18 protein-coding genes are annotated in these 21,327 nt (G+C 66.0%); 11 read left to right on the top strand and 7 right to left on the bottom strand.

The window, feature by feature from the left end:
* Positions 1-77 precede the first annotated feature (77 nt).
* Positions 78-554 carry an ArsI/CadI family heavy metal resistance metalloenzyme gene (locus A8G08_RS19795; RefSeq protein WP_068278036.1) on the bottom strand — a complete coding sequence of 159 codons (477 nt, stop codon included), beginning with the start codon at positions 552-554 and terminating at the stop codon, positions 78-80.
* Positions 555-649: 95 nt separating this feature from the next.
* Here A8G08_RS19795 and A8G08_RS19800 point away from each other — a divergent pair, with 95 nt between their 5' ends.
* Positions 650-1,009, top strand: coding sequence for an Rv2640c family ArsR-like transcriptional regulator (locus A8G08_RS19800; RefSeq protein WP_068278037.1), 360 nt, complete (start codon positions 650-652; stop codon positions 1,007-1,009).
* Between the two features lie 40 nt (positions 1,010-1,049).
* Here the strand turns inward: A8G08_RS19800 and A8G08_RS19805 are convergent, their stop codons facing one another.
* The 3 genes from A8G08_RS19805 to A8G08_RS19815 form a co-directional block, all read right to left on the bottom strand.
* The gene (locus tag A8G08_RS19805) at positions 1,050-2,186 is read right to left on the bottom strand and encodes a GNAT family N-acetyltransferase (protein WP_169823339.1); all 1,137 of its coding nucleotides are present in this window, start codon (positions 2,184-2,186) and stop codon (positions 1,050-1,052) included.
* 80 nt (positions 2,187-2,266) lie between these two features.
* On the bottom strand, positions 2,267-3,862 hold the full coding sequence (locus A8G08_RS19810) for an oligosaccharide flippase family protein (protein ID WP_169823340.1): 1,596 nt from the start codon (positions 3,860-3,862) through the stop codon (positions 2,267-2,269).
* Position 3,863: 1 nt separating this feature from the next.
* Positions 3,864-5,246, bottom strand: a complete 1,383-nt coding sequence (locus A8G08_RS19815; protein ID WP_068278041.1) for a polysaccharide pyruvyl transferase family protein — start codon at positions 5,244-5,246, stop codon at positions 3,864-3,866.
* Positions 5,247-5,507: 261 nt separating this feature from the next.
* Between A8G08_RS19815 and A8G08_RS19820 the strand changes: the two genes are divergently transcribed.
* From A8G08_RS19820 to A8G08_RS19840, 5 genes are read left to right on the top strand one after another with little or no spacing between them, the layout of a single operon-like run.
* Positions 5,508-6,899: a hypothetical protein gene (locus A8G08_RS19820; RefSeq protein ID WP_068278042.1), complete on the top strand. Its 1,392-nt coding sequence runs from the start codon at positions 5,508-5,510 to the stop codon at positions 6,897-6,899.
* A gap of 12 nt (positions 6,900-6,911) precedes the next feature.
* Positions 6,912-8,408, top strand: coding sequence for an O-antigen ligase family protein (locus tag A8G08_RS19825; RefSeq protein ID WP_068278043.1), 1,497 nt, complete (start codon positions 6,912-6,914; stop codon positions 8,406-8,408).
* Positions 8,409-8,455: 47 nt separating this feature from the next.
* Entirely contained in the window at positions 8,456-9,487 is a 1,032-nt protein-coding gene (locus A8G08_RS19830; protein WP_068278074.1) for a glycosyltransferase family 4 protein, read from the top strand.
* Complete coding sequence (locus A8G08_RS27815) at positions 9,484-11,814, top strand: glycosyltransferase (protein ID WP_157108677.1); 2,331 nt, start codon at positions 9,484-9,486, stop codon at positions 11,812-11,814. The genes A8G08_RS19830 and A8G08_RS27815 overlap by 4 nt, the downstream gene beginning before the upstream one ends.
* Positions 11,811-13,028 carry a glycosyltransferase family 4 protein gene (locus A8G08_RS19840; protein WP_068278044.1) on the top strand — a complete coding sequence of 406 codons (1,218 nt, stop codon included), beginning with the start codon at positions 11,811-11,813 and terminating at the stop codon, positions 13,026-13,028. The genes A8G08_RS27815 and A8G08_RS19840 overlap by 4 nt, the downstream gene beginning before the upstream one ends.
* On the opposite strand, the gene A8G08_RS19845 is transcribed toward A8G08_RS19840, so the two are convergent.
* Positions 13,003-14,424, bottom strand: coding sequence for a putative glycoside hydrolase (locus A8G08_RS19845; protein ID WP_245672911.1), 1,422 nt, complete (start codon positions 14,422-14,424; stop codon positions 13,003-13,005). The two genes, A8G08_RS19840 and A8G08_RS19845, sit on opposite strands and share 26 nt — an antisense overlap.
* A 172-nt stretch (positions 14,425-14,596) precedes the next feature.
* On the opposite strand from A8G08_RS19845, the gene A8G08_RS19850 reads away from it, so the two are divergent.
* Genes A8G08_RS19850 through A8G08_RS19870 form a run of 5 tightly spaced genes read left to right on the top strand, consistent with a single transcriptional unit; the run spans position 14,597 to position 20,215 of the window.
* On the top strand, positions 14,597-16,687 hold the full coding sequence (locus tag A8G08_RS19850; protein ID WP_084436570.1) for an alginate lyase family protein: 2,091 nt from the start codon (positions 14,597-14,599) through the stop codon (positions 16,685-16,687).
* Positions 16,688-16,691: 4 nt separating this feature from the next.
* Positions 16,692-18,065: a nucleotide sugar dehydrogenase gene (locus A8G08_RS19855; RefSeq protein WP_068278050.1), complete on the top strand. Its 1,374-nt coding sequence runs from the start codon at positions 16,692-16,694 to the stop codon at positions 18,063-18,065.
* Positions 18,062-19,087 carry a glycosyltransferase family 2 protein gene (locus A8G08_RS19860; RefSeq protein WP_068278052.1) on the top strand — a complete coding sequence of 342 codons (1,026 nt, stop codon included), beginning with the start codon at positions 18,062-18,064 and terminating at the stop codon, positions 19,085-19,087. The genes A8G08_RS19855 and A8G08_RS19860 overlap by 4 nt, the downstream gene beginning before the upstream one ends.
* An 8-nt stretch (positions 19,088-19,095) precedes the next feature.
* Complete coding sequence (locus A8G08_RS19865) at positions 19,096-19,650, top strand: DUF3558 family protein (RefSeq protein ID WP_068278054.1); 555 nt, start codon at positions 19,096-19,098, stop codon at positions 19,648-19,650.
* On the top strand, positions 19,637-20,215 hold the full coding sequence (locus A8G08_RS19870; protein WP_245672913.1) for a YdcF family protein: 579 nt from the start codon (positions 19,637-19,639) through the stop codon (positions 20,213-20,215). Before A8G08_RS19865 ends, A8G08_RS19870 begins: the two co-directional genes overlap by 14 nt.
* A gap of 1 nt (position 20,216) precedes the next feature.
* Here A8G08_RS19870 and ppk2 read toward each other — a convergent pair whose 3' ends face one another.
* The gene (ppk2, locus tag A8G08_RS19875) at positions 20,217-21,059 is read right to left on the bottom strand and encodes a polyphosphate kinase 2 (RefSeq protein WP_068278056.1); all 843 of its coding nucleotides are present in this window, start codon (positions 21,057-21,059) and stop codon (positions 20,217-20,219) included.
* Between the two features lie 13 nt (positions 21,060-21,072).
* A partial coding sequence (locus tag A8G08_RS19880) for a hypothetical protein (RefSeq protein ID WP_157108679.1) occupies positions 21,073-21,327 on the bottom strand: 255 nt, incomplete at its 5' end.

The following is a 21,327-nucleotide window of genomic DNA, read 5'->3' on the forward strand; positions in this document are numbered from 1 at the left end:
CAAATTAGTACGCAAACGAACAGCGCGTGAACGCCGGCCGAGGGCACACAGACCCTCGGCCGACGCTCAGGGATGTATCAGCAACACGGCGCGGCGGCCTGCAGCCCACTCTCCGCACGGGCGCCGGTGCAGCACGTGCCGACGTCGCCCGAATCGTCGGCAAGCAGTTCGGGACTGGTGCCGAACACCTCGGAGTCGGCGAGCACGGTGTAGACCTCCCACTGTTCGCCGGCCGGTCCCGAAACCCAGACCTTGTCCTGCGCGGCGAAACAACAAGTGGTGTTCATCTGCTCCTGGGTGAACAGGCCCTCGTCGCTGAGGCGTGCTATCTCGCCACGCACCTGATCACTGGTTTCGACCTCGACACCGAGGTGGTTGACCGAACCGCCTTGGCCGGGATTCTGAATCAGCACGAGCTTGAGCGGGGGCTCGGTGATCGCGAAGTTCGCGTACCCCTCCCGCACCTTCGCGGGTTCGGTATTGAACAGCTTGGCGTAGAACTTCACCGATTCGTCGAGGTCATCGACGTTGAGGGCGAGCTGAAGACGTGACATGACGTACTCCTACCTGTGAGACATATATCGAAACCGCGGTAGGACCAGAATGGCACCTTTTCGACATATGTCAAGAAACCTGGCAGAATTAGTGCATGCCGAAGACGCTGCCCGTGATCGATATGTCCGCTCCGGTCTGCTGCGCGCCCGTGGCGGCGGGCCCGATCGATGATGCGGCGGCGCTGGAGGTGGCCTTACGACTCAAGGCGCTCGCCGACCCGGCACGGGTGAAGCTGATGTCGCTCCTGCTCGCCGACGCAGCCGGCGAGCAGACCACCGGCGAGCTCGCCGCGATCGTCGGGCTGTCCGAGTCGACGGTCAGCCATCATCTCGGCCAGTTGCGCACGGCGGGGCTGGTCACCTCGGAACGGCGCGGGATGAGCGTCTTCCACAGCGGACGCAGGGATGCGCTCGGGGCGCTGTGCGCGGTGCTCGATCCGAACTGCTGCAGCTGAATTCGGGCCGCACGCCGGGGGCGCATGCACGTCGCGCGCCTCAGCGTTCGGCGGCGGCGGCGGTGATCGCCCAGAGATCGCGATCGGCCCGCGGCGGACCCGGCAAATAGCCGCGCATGGTGCCCTCGCACGACATACCTATGCGCTCGGCAACCTTCGTGCGCAGCGCGTCGTCCGCGGCGATCGCCATCCAGACCCGGTTCATGCCACGTACACCGAAGCCGTATTCGACGAGGCGGCGCGCCGCGGCCTCGACACAGTCCGGATCGGCATCCGGTGCAATGTGGTCGATGAACAGCTCTGCACTGCATTGGAATTCGTTGATTTGTTGAAGACCGCACTCTCCCACCACCGCACCATCGGCTTCGAGCGCGAAGCCCTCATGCCCGCACGGACCAGGTACCTCGAGTTTGCGCAGTATCACTGACCCGGAACGGGCGTGCAGTACAACGGCTTTGGTGGCGCATGAACGGAGCCGACGATAGCGCTCTCGCGCCTCGCTCGCCCAGTATGTCGCCATCGGGACGATGGCGCGCAGCGCATCAACCGCTAGATGGACTCGCTGCGACATCGAACCCCCGGCCACGGAATTCGAGTGGTGCGCAACGTGCGACTCCTCGAGATACGCGCTCCAGTAACCGACGAGTCCCTCCGGCGGCGCCTCGCAAGCCAGGAGGCCATAGAGCGCGTGCTCCTTGAATTTTCCTCCGGCGTCGAAGTATTCGGCCATGACCGCCTCGTGCACAAAGCCACCACGCTCCGCCGCGGCCAGTGCCGGCACGTTCTCGGTACAGATGGGCGCGACAACTCGCTCCAGTCCGAGCACGTCGAAGCCGTAGTCGACAAGCATCGCTCCCGCCAGGGTGGCAGCACCAGACCTGGCGAGCGCGATATCGACCCAGATGCCGAGTTCCGCTGTCTTGGCGGTGAAATCGAGCGCGCTGAGACTGATCTGTCCAGCGAATTGACCGTCGACTTCGATCACCATCGCAAGGTCGGTTCGCGCGCGGGCACGGTTGCGCCTCATCAAGCACTCACGCACCCAGCGCTTCCGCGTATGCCGGGCCGACCAACTCAGCGGCGAGGTGATCCAGTACGGCTCGGTGTACTCCCGATCGCGCAGCCGGAGGCGGCGCCATGTGTCGAAGTCGGCGAAGGCCGGTGGACGCAGCACCATCGTGTGTCCCAGCACTCGACATGGCCCGAGGCGGAGCCTCTCGAAATCCACCGCCGGCTTCGGGAGTTCTGTTCTCATGTTCATGCCGATCGCCCCCTGCTGACGAGTAGACCCTGCGCGGCCTTGACGGCGGCGCGAGCCGGCGAGGGGAGGATGGCGGCGAGGACCACGCCGTAAACCAGCAAGAAGACGATCGTGTCCAGCACGAGGAAACAGACCCCCACAAGAGTGGAGTGCGCGTCGGCGTGCAGGACGAAATGTTCCAGACACGCCGTGATGACGGTCGCGACGGTGGCGGCCGGCAGGGGTGGACTGATCGCGACCATGAACTCGCGTGCCGAGAATCCGACCACTGGCTTGGCCAGCACGACACAGGTCAAAGCGACCAACAAGGCCGTAACCGAGATCGACAGACCAGCACCAAGTAGGCCGAACAGCGAAGTCAGGACTATCAGCAGGCCAATCCCGAGCGTGACCTCGACCGCGGTGTACCAGTTGAGCAGGCTGGTGCGACCCCCACCCTTGATGGACTCTTCGCTGACGGAGGTGATGGCCTTGCCGACACCGAGGCCGGCCATCGCGGCGACCAGTAAACCGGCCTCCCGCCACGGCTCGCCGAACATGACGACCACCGACGGCACACCGAGCGACAGCATCAGGCCGGAAACGGCGGCGGCCCCGATCACCCCCACCCGTGTGGCACTCAGATAGGCCACGCGCATCCGATCTCGGTCGCTGGAGATACGGGAGAACGCCGGGAACAGCGCAATGGCACCGATCTCGATGATGGCCCGCACCGGAATCTGCGCGATGCGTTGGGCGTAGCGGAAGTGACCTAGCGCCGCGGAACTCAAACCGCGACCGAGGACCACTGCCTCGCCCAGATTCTGGAGCCGTGCACCTAGGGCGCCGAGCACAAGCGGGAAGCCGTAACGGGCGAGTTCGCGCCACAGGTCGAACCGGAACCGGCCACGGCCCGGGCGCCAATCGCTGATGCACCACACCGCGATGACCCACACCACGTACGACGCATACAGGCCTGCGACTTGACTCCACACACCGAATCCGTTGGCGGCCAGCGTGACCGCGGTTACCGCGAAGCTCACCGATACTGCGGGACCGACGATGAGCCGGCGGCGGACGTTGAACTCCCGTTGGAGCAAGGCCTCGGGCACGTTGGTGAACGAGTAGAGAAACAGCACGCCCGCCGACGCCGCGGTGATGAGGCCTATCTCCCTGTCGTGGAAGATGAGTCCAATCAGCGGTGCGCAGGCAAGCGTGAGGAGCGCCATCAGCAGACCACCCACGGCCGTCACGTAGAACACCGTCTCGGCGGCGTCGTCGAGACGGTCCTCCCGATGAATCAGCCCCGAGCGCAGCCCGCCTTCGACGAAGTTGCCGAGAAATGTCACCAGCACGGTGCCGGCGACGAAGAGGCCAACCTCCGCCGGCGAGAGCAGTCGAGCGAGCGCCACAGTCTGAACGAACGTGATCAGTTCACCGAAGATCAGCGCCACCGCGGACGCCGATGCGACCCGCCCGATCTTGGATGTCAGGCCCGCATGCGGATCGACGCCAATTGCGGCGGTTGGATCGAATTCCGCCGCGTGGGCAGCGTCGACGCCGTCCGCGGCGGTAACGCCGGCCTTCGTCGAAGCATTGGGTGGGGTGTTCACGTCATACCTCGCGCGACGGCGCGCGCCCCTCGACGACGCTGAAGATCCGATCAAACCCGGCCCGGCTCAGCTGGATCTGCTCCGCAGCCCGCTTCCGCAGCGGTTCTCGCAGGGGTTCCGCCTCGTACCACGCGGTGCGGATCGCCGTGTCGAGCGATTCGGCGAGCCGGTCATCGTCGAGACTCACCATCCAGAGGCCGCAACCGAACATCTCGGACAGGCCATAGAACTTGTCGTCGTAGTACTTCGTAGAAGACAACGCGACTACCGGAATCCCTTGGGACAGAGCAAATACCGCGAGGTGGTAGGCACCCGTGACGACGATTCGGCAGGTTCCTGCCTGCCGGGCGATCGCGCTCGGGCGGGCGAAGCGCCCTGGCGGCGGGACGACGTTATCCGCATCGCGCAGCACAGGGAGTGTCGACCTGCGGTCTTGCGATCTGTACTCCGCGATGACCACCGGTGCGATCCTGGTGCCGAACTCGTGTGCCATCGATCGAACCGTCTCGCCGACAACCCGCTGCGCATGATCCGAGACTGGTGCATAACCGGCCACCCGGAGGCAGAAGCCGATATTGTCGCCGATCTCGTTCCGCCGCACACGGTAGGCCAACTCGATCGCGTCGTCGCCGGTCACCATGGCATTGGCGTCATCGACGCCGAGTTCGCGCAGCAGGTCAGGCCCGCGCCGAGCCTCCCGCATGGCAATAAAACCGACTCGCGGCAGTACTTCCTTGGCGCGCGCTCGCAGTTCCGGGCTTTCCAACGGGCCCAGACCCTGGCCAACCAGCGCGACCGGCACGTGATGATCGGCAGCGTGATCGATGAGGTCCAGGACGCGCCTGGTCTGAGTAGCGTCCGCGTCGGTCAGATAACCGCCACCGAGCGCGAGCAGCAGCGAGGCCTCGGCAGCGGCCCGCCGGGAGCCGTGGTGGGGGCGCTTGGGCACCGTGTTGTACGTGGTCGGTGTTCGCCCGACGACGCGATCCGCCGCGCGGTGCAGCCGGTTGCGTGCACCGCGCACCTTCTGCGGGAGGAACGCCCGCAGCCGCAGCCAACCCAGTGCGAATGGACCTACGACGGCTGGTCCACGACCGGCGACGAACCCCTCGATCGCCGCCGGTCGTGCCCAGGGGTCGGAATCGACCACCGTGATGCCTTCGGCCGCGGGGAAGTACGCCCGCAGCAGCGAAGGGCTGTCGGTCAAGATCGCGATTCTCGCGGCGGGCCAGCGCTCGCGTAGGCGAGCGATGGTGACCTCGAGCATCGCGAGGTCGCCGTTGTTGCGCAGCCAGTACTCGCTGTTCTCGACGAGAATCCGCAGGTCGGCGCCGTCGACACCAGCCGTGCGCACGGTGTTGGTCACCGCGTCGTCGTCAGCCATGTAGTTCTCCGTCGAGGAAGCACTTCGCCGCCAGGTTCGAAGGTTGGATCGCTACCGGTGTGGAAATTGTTAGCAGAAAGATTGCCGTGCGTGCAATATGATTGCAATGGGAGCCCCTCCGTAACGCATTCCCCTAGGTGGCGAAAAGCGAAACATGGGTCAGGACCCTGGTCCCTCCGGATAGCTGGTCATTGGCTCAGAACAATTCCATGCACGAACCGGCGCAACCCGGCGCCGATGCATTCGAACCGGGAGACTGAGTTGACGACCAACTTTCAGGTCCACATCGACCGAATCCGGCGGCGCGTATGGATCGTCGTCGCATTTGCCATTCTGGGACTGGTGATCGGCCTCTATTCGGCCTACAACGCCGATACGACCTACTCGAGCAAAGCCGCGCTGACCGTGCTTTCCGACCAGCGCGCACCGGAACAGGACGCGATCCTCGGCCAGGGTTACGCCGAGGTCTTCAACGACCCGGCGTATCAGCCGGAGTTGCGCAGGCGAGCCGGCGTTCCCGAATCCATCACCTTCACCGCTCTCCCGACGCTGGCGAGTCCGATCGTCGGTATCACGGCGTCCGCCGACAACACCGATCAGCTGAGCGATGCGGCCGCGAAGATGTCCATCGCGCTGCGTGACTCGGTCAACGACGCGCTGCAACTCGGCCGCGACGCGACCGTGGCCACCGTGCAGAAGCCGCTCGACGACATTCGCGCGGCCAACGGCATCGTCCCCGAGCAGGCACTGGTCAACCTGCAGGACCGGATCAGCGAGCTCAATGCGAACTCCACCAACGAACTGCTCGCCATTCCGATGGACTCGGCTATCTCGGAGTCGAAACCGGACCCGGTGATGGCGATCGCGCTGCCCCTGATCGGCGGCCTGGTGATCGGCTGCTTCGTCGCGCTGGCGATGGGCGCGCTGTCGCGGCGGTTCACCTCGGAGTTCGACGTCACCAACCGCACTGGCCTTCCGGTGCTGACCGAGGTTCCCGGCGGCCGCGGCAAGAAAGGCGCCGCCGCGCGCGACCGCAGCCTGGGACAGCTGGCAAACACACTGGCCAACCCCAATATCCCGCGGCCAGCGGTAGTCGCGATCGCGTCCACGAGCCACAGCGAAGCGGTTCAGTCCATCGCCCGCTCACTGGCGGAGATCCGCGCCGGGCAAGGCGTCAGCACCATTCTCGTCGACGCGGATATGCGCGAGTCCGGGCCGACGCCTGGGCTGGCGGAATACCTGTCCCGAGTGGTCACCTTCCACATCTCCGATGTGACCAGCCGGCCCAATATGCCCTACCTGCGCGAGATCGGCCGGGGTAGCAAGCCCGACAACCGGCAGCAGATCGGCAGCGAGCGGATCAACGCGGCGACCGCAGACCTGCGACACAACTCGGCGTTCGCCGTTGTCGTGACCTCGCCACTGCTCGAGTCCGCCGAGGCACAGGCCTTCTGTGGGGCCGCGGATTTCACCATTCTGATCCTCGAGCGGTCGAAGTCGACCACGACCGAGGTCGCTGCGGCGCAGCGCCTGATCGACCACGTCGACGGCCACGTGCTCGGAACCGTGTTGGTGGACGCACCGGAAACGTTGCAAACCGCCTCCCGTCCCGGCCCGGTGGTCACCGCGGCTGACGTCGTCCACACGGCCTGAGCGGTGCATCGCATGGCGCCCGACGTGCACACGGGAACGCCTAAGGCGAGTAGCCGCGTCAACTGGCGCACACCGCTGGCCGCGCTGATCTTCGCCGGCTCGTTGGCGCTGCTCCTGGCCGCGACGATGTCGATGTCGGGTGGCACCCGGGAGACAACGATCACGCTCGCGGTGGCGGCCTGCTTCGGACTGCTGCTGGTCATCACCGGCCTACGCAGCCCGAACCTGGCTGTGCTGTACCTGCTGGCGGCGATGTTCCTGCGGCTCGTATTGCCGGAGATCCCGCCAGCGGACCCCTTCGTGCTCGCCTTCGGCGGCGTGATCGTGTCCTACGGACTGTTGGTCTCGTCCCGGCGCGACGCGGTGCCATCCCTCGGCTGGACCGAGGCGGCGATGTTCCTCTACCTGTTCTGGAACGTCTACTCGATGTTCGCGAACCACGATCTCGGCGCGGTCTATCCGCTCAACGACGAGGTGCTCTCGGTCCATCGGTTCATCCTCACCGGCACGGCGATTCCCTTCACGCTCTACTTCGTCGGCCGCTCGATCTATCCGACGGAGAATCAGGTGCGCACCCTGCTGTGGGCGGTGGTCGCCTTCGGCAGCTATTCCGGACTGGTCAGCATTTTCCAGTTCCACGGTCCGCGGGCGCTGGTGTGGCCGCCCTACATCATCGACTCCCCGGGCTGGGCCGGCCGCGCCAACGGCATCTTCAATCAGCCGGCAGTGAATGGACTCACCTTGATCGCAGGCTTTCTCGCCGCGATTCTGATCGCGTCTCAACCCGGGGAGCGACGTTCGGTTCGGATCGTGACGGCCGTAGTCGCCGCAGTGTGCAGCTATGGCGTCTTCCTCACCCACACCCGGGCAATTTGGCTAGCCTTCGGTGCCGTGGTCCTCGCGGGGCTGATCTTCGCCCGTGGCATGCGTATCGCGTTCGGCACCACGCTCGCGGCCGGAGTCGGCGCGGTCGCGATGCACTGGTCGACGTTCACCGGCAGCGATCGCGCCGAAGGCGGTGTCCGGTCGGTCAATGAGGTGCACGACCGGCTCAACACGATCGAGACATCGTTCTGGGCGTTCGGTGAAAAGCCCTGGTTCGGTTGGGGAATCGGACGGTTCACTGCGCTGAACACCTACCACCACAAGCAGTGGGCGCCCGACATTCCCTGGCTGCGCGGCTTCGGCATCAGCTCGCATATGAACGAACTCGGCATCCTCGTCGAGCTCGGCATCGTCGGCCTCGTCCTCTGGCTCGGCGTGCTCGCGCTGGTGATCGCCAAGCTGGTGAAAGCGATCCGCATCCTGCCCACGCAGGGACTCGGTGGCCGCAACCTGGCCCTGATCGCGCTTTTCCTGCTCGGCGTTCTGATCGTCACCGGGTTCACCGTCGACCTGCGGTTCTTCGACTTCCCCAATGCCCTTGTCCTGCTGCTCGCCGGTGTCGCGGTTGGCTTCGCGGACCGCGCAATCCGGCTACGCGACTCCGTGGATCGAGTCGACGCATGAGCGACAAGGCGACTGAATATGTTGCAGCCCTATGGGTTTCGACGAGCATGCACACTCGGGGCGGCGTCGCGAGCATGGTGCGGGCGATCCGGGACACCAGGCTGTGGGACGACTGGAACGTCCGGCATATCGCCACCCACCGCGACGGATCGCGCGCGGCAAAAATCGGGACCTACCTGACCGCGCTCATCAGCTTCGTCCGCGAAGTGCTCTGGCACCGGCCCACGGTCGTACACCTGCACATGTCTTCCTACGGCAGCTTCTACCGCAAGAGCGTCATGGTGCTGATCAGCCGCGCACTGCGGATACCGGTCATCGTGCATATGCACGGCTCGGAATTCCACGTTTTCTACGACGGCTCGCCACGACCGATCCGGCGCTACATCCGCTTCGCCCTCGAATCCGCCGACCGCGTGGTCGCGTTGGGTGAGACCTGGGCACAACGTATTTCGCTGATCGCTCCAGGCGCGCACGTCATGGTGATTCCCAACGCCGTACGACCGGGCGTGCGCGTCGCGCAGCCCGCCGCAGGCGACCCGGTGACAGCCCTGTTCCTCGGCAATATCGGTGAGCGCAAGGGCGCATTCGTTTTGCTCGATGCCTGGGCCGATCTCATGACCGAGGCGGGCGCTACACCCGCGCGACTCGTGCTCGCCGGCGACGGTGAGGTCGAGCGGGCCGGGCAACAGGTCGCCGAACTTGGCATCGAATCTTCGGTTCAGATACGCGGCTGGGTCGACCCGCAACGCCTACCCGACCTGCTCGGGGCGGCACAGATTCTCGTGCTTCCGTCCCGCAACGAGGGACAACCGATGGCCATCCTCGAGGCCATGGCACGCGGGCTGTGTGTCGTCGCCAGTGCGGCCGGCGGGATTCCAGAGCTGATCGACGAGGACTGCGGAGTGCTCGTTCCAGTCGGCAACCGGGCCGCGCTCACCGCGGCACTGCGCAAGGTGATCGACGATGGCGCGGAGCGAAAAGCACTGGGCGACAAGGCCTGGCATCGGATCCTCAGTGATTTCGACGCCGACGCGATTGCCAACCGGATCAGCGATCTCTACCGCGAGGCGGCACGGTGAACCGCGGCGCCGTTCGGGCCGACGAGCTTCGCCCGGAGCCGGACACCCCATCGCGTGTTCGCCGGCTGCGGGTGCTCTACCTTGTGCCCGATCTGCGTGTTGGGGGTGCCGAGCGACACGTCACCACGCTCATGCCGGGGCTCGACCCGGACCGTTTCGAGCCGTCGGTGCTGTGCATCGGCCGCGAGGGCGAACTGTTCGGCGCGCTCACCGAGGCCGGGGTTCCCGCGCTGGCACTCGGCCGGACCAAGCGACAGGCGATCGCCACCCTGCGCGAACTCGTCGGGCAGCTGCGCCGCATCCGCCCCGACGTGGTCATCGTGCGCGGCTACAACGCCGAGGGGTTGGGGCGGATCGCTGCCCGGATCGCCGGGGTGCCCCACACCGTCGTATGGGTGCATAACTGCGGCGATGCCGAGCCCCGCGGGCGTATTCGCCGTCTCACCGATCGCGTGCTCGACCGCGTGACGTCGGCGTACTTCGGCGTCGCGCAGGCCCAGATCGATTACCTGATCGACGATCTCGGCTACTCCCCGGACAAGGTGCACATCATTCACAACGGGATTGACCCGACGGGGTTCGCGCCCTCCGACGACCGGAACGCGGTGCGGGCTCTCGGTATCGGCACCGAACCGGTGGTCGGCATCCTTGCCGCACTGCGTCCTGAGAAGGACCACCTCGGCCTCCTCCAAGCCGCACGGATCGTGGTCGACGCGCGGCCCGAGGTGAAGTTTCTGTTCGTCGGCGATGGCCCGATGCGCTCCGAACTCGAACGCGAGACCGTGGCTCTCGGCCTCGAGTCCAATATCGTCTTCACCGGTTCACGCAGCGACGTCCCCGAGGTGCTGCGTGCCCTGGACGTTTTCGTCCTCGCGTCCTACAGCGTCGAGTGTTTCCCGATGGCACTGCTCGAGGCGATGGCCGCAGGGCGCCCCGCGGTGTGCACCGCGGTTGGCGGTGTGCCGGAACTGCTTGCCGACGGCGTCACCGGGCACCTTGTGCCACCGCGCGATCCGCAGGCGCTTGCCGCTGCGATCACGGCCATCCTTGCCGATCCTGTTGCCGCACAACGTATGGGTAGCGCAGCGCGCGAGCGAGTCGAGGCCGGATTCACCCTGACGCGCGCGATCACCGAAACCGAACAGGCTCTGCTTGACCTTGCCGGTCCGGCCGAGCAGGACCCCATTGACCCGGTGCGCCTCGACGTCGTACTGGATCTGACCTTCGTCGGCGGCGTGGAAGTGTTGCTGCTGCGCCTGTTTCGCGAATTCGAACCGTCGCGCGTCCGACCGCGCATCCTCTGCCTGCGCGAGTCGGGGCCACTCGCCGCCGAATTCGAGGCTGCCGGTTTCGAGGTGGTCGTCCTCGACCGCGCGGGACGCTTCGACCTGTCGACGCTGCCGAAACTCGTCGCCGAGTACCGGCGCAACCACACCGATGTCGTCCTCGTACCGCATCACCACCGTGCCGCACTGCTGCTCGGGCGTGTCGCGGCGCGACTGGCCGGCGTGCACGCCAACATCGTCGCCGCGCACGATATGGACCTCACTGCGGTCGGCGGCCGGGTGCTGCCGAAGTGGGCAGTCGCGACACTGCGACTCTCCGACACGTTGGTGCTGCTGACACCGAGGCAGGGCGAGTACCTGCGCCGCGAGGAGGGCGTCGGCCGTGGTCTCTCCCGCGGCATCGACGAAGTCGTGATCCCGAACGGCATTGCATTACCACCGGTCCCCGGCCCGGCCGAACGAGACGCAGCCCGCGCCGAACTCGGCCTGGCCGCAGAAGATTTCGTCATCGGCATCGTCGCCCGACTCAGCCCGCAGAAGGCACACGAGGTCCTGCTCAGCGCATTCGTCCGGGTACTGGCCGAACTCCCGAGCGCCCGTCTCGTCGTGATCGGTGACGGTGGCCGCCGCGACGATTTGGAAGCTCTGGCCGCCGAACTCGGGGTCGCCGAGCACACGATTTTCACCGGCATCCGCGATGACGTCGCCGCGCTGTTGCCCGGTTTCGACGTCGCATGTTTGTCCTCGGTCCACGAAGGTGTGCCGATTGTGGTGATCGAGGCAATGGCCGCAGCACTTCCCGTCGTGGCGACGGACTGTGGTTCATTGCGCGACATGGTCGATTCGGGCGAGCAGGGGTATCTCGTTCCGGTGGGCGATTCGAACGCATTGGCACATCGGTTGATTCACATCGGCGGCGACGAGAGCCATCGCCGACAGCTCGGCAAGAACGGCCGTGCGCGTGTGGAGCGCGAGTTCGATATCGCACATACGGCCAGGGCCTACGAGCGGCTACTGACAAAACTGGGGGAACAATCGTGAGCGGTCACATTCTGATACTCGTCGAAAACCTTTCGGTGCCTTTCGATCGCCGCGTCTGGCAGGAGAGCCGGGCGCTTGTGGACGCGGGCTACAAGGTCAGCGTGATCTGCCCGATGGGGACCAAGCAGGACCGCGAGGCCGAGGCAACGATCGACGGCGTGCAGATTCACCGCTACCCGCTCGCCGCGGCGAAGGGTGGCCCGGCCGGCTACCTGAAGGAGTACTCGCTGGCGCTGTGGCACACCACCCGGCTCGCGCTGAAGATCCGCAGAACCGAGCGCATCGACGTCGTCCACGCCTGCAACCCGCCCGATGTGTTGGTCGTCGTCGCACTGATCCTGCGCGTTCTCGGCGGCACCCGATTCGTCTTCGACCAACATGATCTCGTCCCGGAACTGTTCCGGTCGCGTTTCGAGCGGGCCGGCGAATGGCTGTACTGGGCGACGCGCGTGGCCGAGCGGATCACCTACTTCTTCGCGGACGCCGTGATCTCGACCAATGAGAGCTACCGCCGGATCGCCATCGGACGCGGCGGCATGAAGCCGGAACGGGTACGCGTGGTGCGGAGTGCACCGGATCTGACCAAATTCATGCCGCGGGAACCGGATCCGGAGCTCAAGAGCGGCAAGCCCTATCTCATCGCCTATCTCGGCGTGATGGGGCCACAGGACGGCGTCGATTGTGCGCTGCGCGCACTCGCGCACCTGCGGCACGATCTCGGCCGCGATGACGTACACGCAATCTTCATGGGCACCGGAGACGCGATCGACGACCTCATCGCCCTGCGCGAGGAACTCAAACTGACCGAGATGGTCGAGTTCACCGGTCGCGTGCCCGACGAATTCGTGCAGCGCTGCCTTTCCACCACGGATGTGTGCCTCTCCCCCGATCCGCTCAATCCGCTCAACAACCTGTCGACGATGAACAAGGTGGTCGAGTACATGGCGATGAGCCGGCCACTGGTCTCGTTCGAACTTGTCGAGGCACGCGTGTCTGCCGGCGACGCCGCCGAATACGTTCCAGCAAACGACGAATACGCCTTCGCCGAGGCAATCGAGCGGTTGCTCGATGACCCCGAGCGGCGTGCCGAAATGGGCCGCATCGGCCGAAGCCGGGTGGAGCGGGATCTGTCGTGGGACGTTTCCCGGCAGAACCTGCTCGAGTTCTACGCCGCGGTCTTCAGCCGGATCACTCCTCGACCCGCAGCAGGATGACGCCATCGCCGGCCGGAATTGTCACCTCGGACACCGTCGCCCCGTTGTTGGTGTTCGGATCCTGGGTGCCCGTGAGATGACGATAGGGACGCTCCAACACGATCCGGCGAGGCTCGCCGGAGGTGTTGACGAGCGCGATGCCGTGCTCGAAATCCCGGCGGAACACGTCCTGGGCAGGCGATCCCGTGCCGTCGCCGCGGGACTCGGTGAGCATCTCCACGGTCGGGCTGCCCTCGAGCGGGCGGCCGAGATAGCCGCGCCCGAGGCCGCCGCCGTCCAGCTCGTCGTAGTAGGCGAACAGGCCGTACGTCTCCCCCATGGGCGCCCAGTACCCGTTCTGCAACAACGACGCGGTCAGCAGGAACCGTGCCTTCCGGTAATCGTTCGGTGTATTTCGTACCACCCCGCGCCGCTGATTAATGGTGAGCTCGGTACCTGGCTGCCGGAATCCGTCCGACGTGGTGCGGTCGACATACTTCGCGATTTCCTCCCGGACGTCGCGTTCGGGATCAACGGCCACGTCCGCGAAGTTCTCGTACGCCAGCCCGTCGAGGTCCGGCACCGACGGCGTGCCGTCCAATTTCTGCACCGAGGGTGTGCGGTCGCCATTGACGACGAGCACGGCGTCCGGCATGCGCTGCCGCATAATGCTTTCCGCCTCGGTCAGCCCGCGAGCGAGCGGGCCGTCGGGCCCGTAGATTTCGTCCGCCGGCTCATCGATTCCGTCGCCGTCGATGTCCCAGTGGTCGCTATCCGCGCCGTAGATCCGGTCACCCCAGACATCGAGAAAGATGCCATCCCACAGACCGGTAGACCAGATCGTGTCGACCACCCAATTGCCTACGTACTCGGCGTAATTGCGGCCATCGACCTTCGGCGCCTCGTCGGTGAGGTTGGTCATGATGTGGTTTGGCCACTCGTGTACCGGCTGACCGGCCGCGGTGTAGGCCAGCCATTCGCGTGGGAACGTGTCGTGCGTGGAATCGGTGAACTGCCACAGCGAGTATGCGTTGGACCAATAGTCCGGCGATCCGGTTCTTGGCATCTTGTCGACGGGATTGACGTACGCCAGCAACGTCATTCGCGGATTGCGGACACGCAGTTCGTCGAAGAAGCTGCGCGGCAGCCGATGTCCCCACTCCGCGTCGATTACGACGACGTCGTAGCGGGCGAGTTCGTCGACGGTCGGAGCGTCGTGCTGCGCGAGGTAGTAGGTACCGGTCCGCGGGAACGTCAGCGGGCCCGGATCGGCTGCCACGGCCGCCGTACGTCGCTGCGCCGCGGAGTCGCTCGCACACGCCGGCGCGACCAGCGCGATCGCCAAGCCCGCGACAAATGCCGTGACCGCCGTCCTCCTGCGCCACGTATCGCCTGCAACCGATGGGCGAGCACTCACCCCTTCCAATATGCCAGAGATCCCAGGGCATCTCCGACCGCAGCCCATTCAGATAAGCGCATTCAGCTATTTCATGGTAAATATTGATTCTGTGGCACCCGTGGTGCCACCATCCCTTGCCGAAGGGGGACTCTTGACCAGATTATCCTGGTACACGACCCGGCTACGTTCCATGTCGCCGACTGAGGTCGCATGGCGGATCGGCAACGAGGCCCGAGACCAGCTTTCCCGCATCACTCCGGCAACCACCGATTCGGAGACGCGGCTACGCGCGGACTGCCCGGACTGGGACGCCGCACTCGAGGCGTTCCGCGCGGCCGATCGGCGGCCCGTCCTCCTCGACCGCGCACGGGCCGAGCACGTCGCCGCCAAACATCCGGCGCTCGTCGCGTCCGTGATTGCGGCGGCCGATCGCGTGGGGAACGGCCGGTTCGACTTCTTCGGCTACGGCCCGGTGCAGCTGCCCGTGCCGATCGACTGGAACTCCGATCCGATCTCGGGCGTGCAATGGCCTGCCCTGCCCGCGGCCCGGATCGACCATCGCACCGCACAGGGCGATCCGAAATGGATCTGGGAGCTCAACCGGTTGCAGCACCTGCCATGGCTCGCGCAAGCGTGGCTGTTCACCGGCGACGACACGTACGCCGCCGCCGCGTTCGAGCAGTTGGACTCGTGGCTGGAGCAGAATCCGCCGGGGCACGGCATCGCCTGGCGGGGTGCGTTCGAGGCCGGCATCCGCGCTATCTCGGTGGCGATCGCGCTGCAGGGATTCCGGGACTCCGCGGAACTGACCCCCAAGCGCTACCGGGCGATCGTGACGATGCTGGTCGAAAGCGCCCGTCGCTGCTGGACCCAGCGCTCGCGGTTCAGTTCGGCGAACAACCATCTGATCGGCGAACTCGCAGGCGCGGCAACGGTCGGCTTGCTGTTCCCCGAACTCGCCGACGCGGCGCGATGGGGGCGAGCGGCGGTCGACGTGCTGCGCGCCGAGGCGGACCGGCAGATCCTGCCCGACGGTGCCGGCGCCGAACAGGCCGTCGGGTATCAGATGTTCACCGTCGAGTTGATCGGTGTCGTCGCAGCTCTGCTCGCACAGCGCGACGGAACGGCTCCACAGGAACTCACCGCCGCTGTCCGCCGCAGCACCGACTACCTCGCGGCGCTGGTGGGCGAGAATGACCCGGCGCCGCGTTACGGCGACGACGATGAGGGCTTTGCGCTGCGACTCGGCGCCGAGCCCATCCGCACTGTGCGCGACCATCTCGGCATCGCGGCAGCACTCCTTGGCTCCGCGCTGCCCGCTCCGGTCAGTCACCGCACCATCTCCGCCCTGTGGCTGCACGCAGATGCGGAGACGAGTCACGAGGAACACATACCGGCCCGAAATCTCCACGCGCCCAACGGCGGTCTCGTGGTGCTGCGGGACGAGGGGCGGCGCATCGCGATGGACGTCGGACCACTCGGTTACCTCTCGATCGCTGCGCACGGCCACGCCGATGCACTGTCCCTCGTCCTGGCCATCGATGGCCAGGACGTGATCGGCGACCCGGGCGCAGCGAGTTACTACGGCCATCCCGAGTGGCGGCAGGTGCATCGCGGCACACGCGCGCACGCCACCATGAGCGTCGATGGGCAGGACCAGTCCGTCATCGCGGGACCGTTCATGTGGACCAACCACGCCGACGTCCATGTCCGCGCCGTCGATCTCGATGCCGGAATCGTGGACGCCGAGCACTTCGGATACCGGCGACTCCCCGGCCGCCCCGTGCATCGGCGGTGGCTGATCGCGCCACCGAACGAATCCACGGTCGTTGTCGTCGACCTCCTCACCGGAACCGGGGACCACGACGCTGTGGTCTCCTGGCCGCTGCACCCGACGCTCGATGTGCTCGAGTGCGCTAGCGGATTCCACGTGACCCGCGGCGGTGTGCCGGTCCTCGGCCTCTCCGCCGCAGCGACCGCGCCCCTGCGGTTCGACGCAATCCGCGGGGATACCGAAACCCACCTCGGGTGGTGGTCGGAACGCCTGGAGAGCCGGGAGCCTGCCTGGCTGCTCGGCGCGCACACCACCGCGGCAGGTCCGGTTGCCATTGTCACCGTGCTCGATACGCACCCCAGCGAGCCGGAATCGATCACCGATACCCGGGTGGCGTTGGCGGACGGCGTGATCGAGGCGTACTGGACCGAGCGCGGCGTCGTACGCAGTTTGCGGCTGGACCTCGGACGCGACGGCACCGCTATAGCTATTTCCCAGTGGCGGTAACAAAATGCACTCCAACAACGACCAAATAGCCGTGGACCCAGCGACAACGCACCACAGGCTAACTCTTAGCATCCTCGGTCTCGGCTACGTGGGTTGTGTTTCCGCGGCGTGTTTCGCCGCGCGCGGTCACGCCGTCATCGGCGTCGATGCCGACCCGAGAAAGACCGCCTTCCTCGCCGAGGGCAAGGCGCCCGTACACGAGGAGCGCATCGCGGAACTCACCGCGAAGGTAGTAGCGGACGGCAACCTGACCGTCAGCACCGATCCGATTCGGGCCGTCCGCGACAGCGACGTGACCATGGTGTGCGTCGGCACCCCCTCGGCGCCGAACGGAAGTCTCTCCACGCAGTACCTCGAGACGGTTACCGAGCAGATCGGCGCCGCGCTACGCGAGAAGCAGGGCTGGCACGTGGTCGCCTACCGCTCCACCATGCTTCCCGGCACGTGCGAGAACCTGCTCATCCCGATTCTCGAGCGGGTCTCGGGCAAGCGGGCCGGCGTCGATTTCGGCGTCTGTGTCAATCCCGAGTTCCTGCGTGAGGGATCGAGCGTCCGTGACTTCCTCGATCCGCCCAAGACGGTCGTCGGCGAAACAGACGAGCGCAGTGGTGAACTCGTGACGCGCCTCTACGAGGGCCTGCCCGGCCCGCGGTTCCGGGTCCCGATCCGGGTCGCCGAAATGACCAAGTACGTCGACAACAGCTTCCACGCGCTCAAGGTCGGATTCGCGAACGAGATCGGCGCGGTATGCCATGCGCTCGAACTCGACTCCGCGGAACTGTTCGACATCTTCCTCGCCGACACGAAGCTCAACATCAGCCCCGCCTACCTGCGGCCCGGGTTCTCGTTCGGCGGCTCGTGCCTGCCCAAGGACGTCCGCGCGCTGAACTACACGGCTCGTCAGCACGACGTCGACGTCCCCGTCCTCGGGACCCTGCTGGCGTCGAATGAGACGCATCTGCGGCGCGCCGTCGACGATGTGGTGTCGCGCGGGCACCGCAAGGTCGGCATATTCGGCCTGTCCTTCAAGACCGGCACCGACGACCTGCGCGAGAGCCCGATGGTGGAGCTGGCCGAACGGCTCGTCGGTAAGGGCTACGACGTGCGGATCTACGATGCGAACGTCGCGATGTCGCGGCTGATCGGCGCCAACCGGGCCTTCATCGAGCAGCGCCTCCCCCATCTCGGCGACGTGTTGAGCGGCGACATCGACGAGGTCATCGCGCACTCCGAGACCTACGTCGTCGGCTCGAAGGAACCGCAGGTGGTGAGCGCGATCGAAAACCTCGACGACGACGCTCAGATCCTGGACCTCGTGCGCCTGCCCGACGCAGCGAAGCTGCGCGAGCGGTCGGGATATCGAGGTATCGGCTGGTGAATAACGAGCGACCGCTGTTCAGCTTCCTCACCACGGCATACCGGACCGAGGGCTATATCGGGCAGACCATCGACTCGGTGCTCGCCCAGACCTTCGATGACTGGGAACTCGTGGTCGTGGACAACGGCAACTCCGACGAAATGGCCGCGATCGTCGACGAATACAGCTCGCTGGATCCGCGGATCCGGCTGATTCGGCAGGAGAATCGCGGCTACCGCGGCGGCGTGATGGCTGCCTCAGCCGCTGCACGTGGCGAGTTCGTCTGCGTGCTCGACAGCGATGACCATCTGCTGCCGGGATTCTGCGAGCGGATAGCCAAGCTCATCGCCAACGAGCCGACGGTCGATGCGGTGTGCGTCGACGCGGAGCGGTTCAGCGAGCCCGACGACATCGATCTCGCCGTCCCATACATGCGCTCGATTGGCATCACCACGACTGCCGACCCGACTCATCGGCTCACGTTTCCCGAGGTGCTCGGCGGCCGCGTCCCGTACTACACGGCGGCGATACGGCGGACCGCGTGGGACGCCGTCGGGGGCTACGACCCGGGAATCGACGACGCCGACGAGTCGGTGATCATCTGGTGCCGGCTGAGCGACAGCTTCGACGTTCGGATGCTGCCGGACCGGCTCGCGCGCTACCGCGTGCGGGCCGATTCGCTGTCCCGCGACCCCGACAAGGTCGAGTCGTTCGAGCAACAGCTCATGCGTTCGTTCGAGGAAGGCGCGAAAGCGAGCACCGAGCCCGAGCACCAAGAGATCCTCGCGCGCACGCTGCGCCACCTGCGCTACCACCAGGAGATCCGCCGGGCCCGCTACGCGCTGCTGCTCGGCGACGTTGCCGTCGCGCGGGCAAGCGCCAAGGCCGCTTTCGGACAACGCCATACCATGCGCGCAGCCGTGGTAATCGCGGGCCTGACGGTCGCGCCGGGTGTCATGCGCCGGATGCATCCGTCGAAACAGTGGCTCACCGATGCCTATTCGAAAGCCAAAGGTCGCGCCACGCGCGCGAGGCGACGCTAGGAGTTGCAGTGCCGAAGATCGCCGCGATCGTTCTGCTGACCGCCACCCTGGCGGTCGCTGCCGGCTGCGCCGATCAGTCGGCGCCGACCAGCCCGGATCCGGCGAATCCCGCCGCCCCCACCGCCGCCCCCACTGCTGTCACGCCCGCCGCGCTCGCGGACTTCGATCCCTGCACCGATATCGACGACAACACGCTGCGCCTCGCAGGCCTGAACCCCTCCGCACGGCAACGTGTGGTGCCGGCGAGCGGTGAGATCACGGCGACCTGCCGCTTCGACACCAACAACGTGACGGTGGCGATCTCCAATTCGACGCAGACGTTCGAGCAGTTTCGCGACACAGCGGCCGGCAAGCGCGTCGGCATCGACATCGACACGCGTCCGACCGTGATCGCCCGGTACGACGATCCGAACGCACCCTGCGAAGTGGCAATGAAGACCCAACGTGGGATCGTTCTTGTTGTGACGCAAATCGGACTTGCCGCGAGGGAGTGGGGCATGGACCGCTGCGGCGGCGCCCGCGAACTCGCGACGACGATCGAACCGACCATTGGACAGCGCTGAGCGGAGGGAGAAGACCGTTCCTCGCAGGCGGTGGCGCCGGGCCGTCCTGCTCACGGTACTTCTGACCCTGCTCGCCGTTATTGCGATCGGCGGGCCGGTCTACCTCAAGCCGCAGGCCGATCCCATGCGAAAGGCCGACGCCATCTTCGTGCTCGGCGGCGCGTCGTACGAGCGGTACGCCTATGGCATCGAGCTCGCGCTCGAGGGCTGGGCGCCACACCTCGTCCTGTCCAACCCCGATGGCGAGGCGGATCTCTGGCTGTCCGATCTGTGCGCCCATCAGCGCTACCCGTTCGACGTCAGCTGCGCCCACCCGGATCCGCGCACGACGCGCGGCGAGGCGCGCGAACTCGAACGAATGGCCGAGGAGAACAACTGGGACAGCGTCATCGTCGTGACGTTCACGCCGCACATTTCCCGCGCGCGCTGGATCCTCGAACGGTGCTACGACGGCGAACTCATCATGAGCGAGAGCCCGTCCGTGAAGGGCTTCGCGTATTGGGTCAACAACTACATCTACCAAACCGCCGGCTATATCCGGGCGGCCCTGCAGCGCGGCTGCTGAGTCAGCTCACCTCGTACCGGACCGGAATCCAGTTCTGCGATTCCATCGGCGGACGAATGTAGGCGCGTTCCTGCCGCGGTGGGAGCTCCACCTTCTCGTGCTCCACTTCTACGTACGGAATCAGACTCAGCAGATGACTGATCACGTTGAGCCGGGCCGATTTCTTGTCATCGGCGTCCACGACATACCAGGGTGAGTCCTTGGTGTCGGTGAACGCGAACATGTTGTCCTTGGCCTCGGCGTAGTCCACCCATTTCGCTCGGGCGTACAGGTCCATCGGGCTGAGCTTCCAACGCTTCTCGGGGTTCTCGATCCGGGCGAGGAACCGGCGTTCCTGCTCGTCGTCGGACAGTGAGAGCCAGTACTTGACGAGGATGATGCCGTCGCGGATGAGCACGCGCTCGAGCAGCGGCACCGTCCGCATGAACTCCTCGTACTGCTCCTGCGTGCAGAAGCCCATCACCTTCTCAACGCCGGCGCGGTTGTACCAGCTGCGGTCGAACAGCGCGATCTGACCGCCGGACGGGAGCTGCGAGATGTAGCGCTGGAAGTACCACTGCGACTTCTCCTGGTCGGTGGGCGTTCCGAGCGCGACGACATGCGCGTAGCGCGCATTGAGCCGCTCGAGGATGCGCCGGATCGTGCCACCCTTTCCGGCGGTGTCCCGGCCTTCGAAGATCACCATGATGCGCTTGTTGTTGACGACCACCCACTCCTGCATCCGAACGAGTTCGGTCTGCAGCCGTGCGAGCTCCTTCTCGTATTCCTTCTTGGTGAGCTTGCGCGTCTCGACGGGCGCCTCGTCCTTCGCTGCAGTCTTGGCGTCGTCCTGCTTCTTGGCCATGTACCGACAGTAATCAGTACACGTCGCGAAGGTAGCGCTTCTCGCTGGTGAGCCGCTTTTTGAAGGCGAGGGCGGCGTCCCGGTCCAGCTTGCCGTGCACCTCCGCGATCCGCACCAGGGTGTCGTCGACGTCGCGCGCCATCCGCGACGCGTCACCGCAGACGTACAGGTGCGCGCCGTCCTGCAGCCACGACCACAGCTCCGCTCCGTGCTCGATCATTCTGTGCTGCACGTAGATCCGCTCGCGCTGATCTCGCGAGAACGCGAG

This window comes from Aldersonia kunmingensis (assembly GCF_001646865.1).
Classification (GTDB): domain Bacteria; phylum Actinomycetota; class Actinomycetes; order Mycobacteriales; family Mycobacteriaceae; genus Aldersonia; species Aldersonia kunmingensis.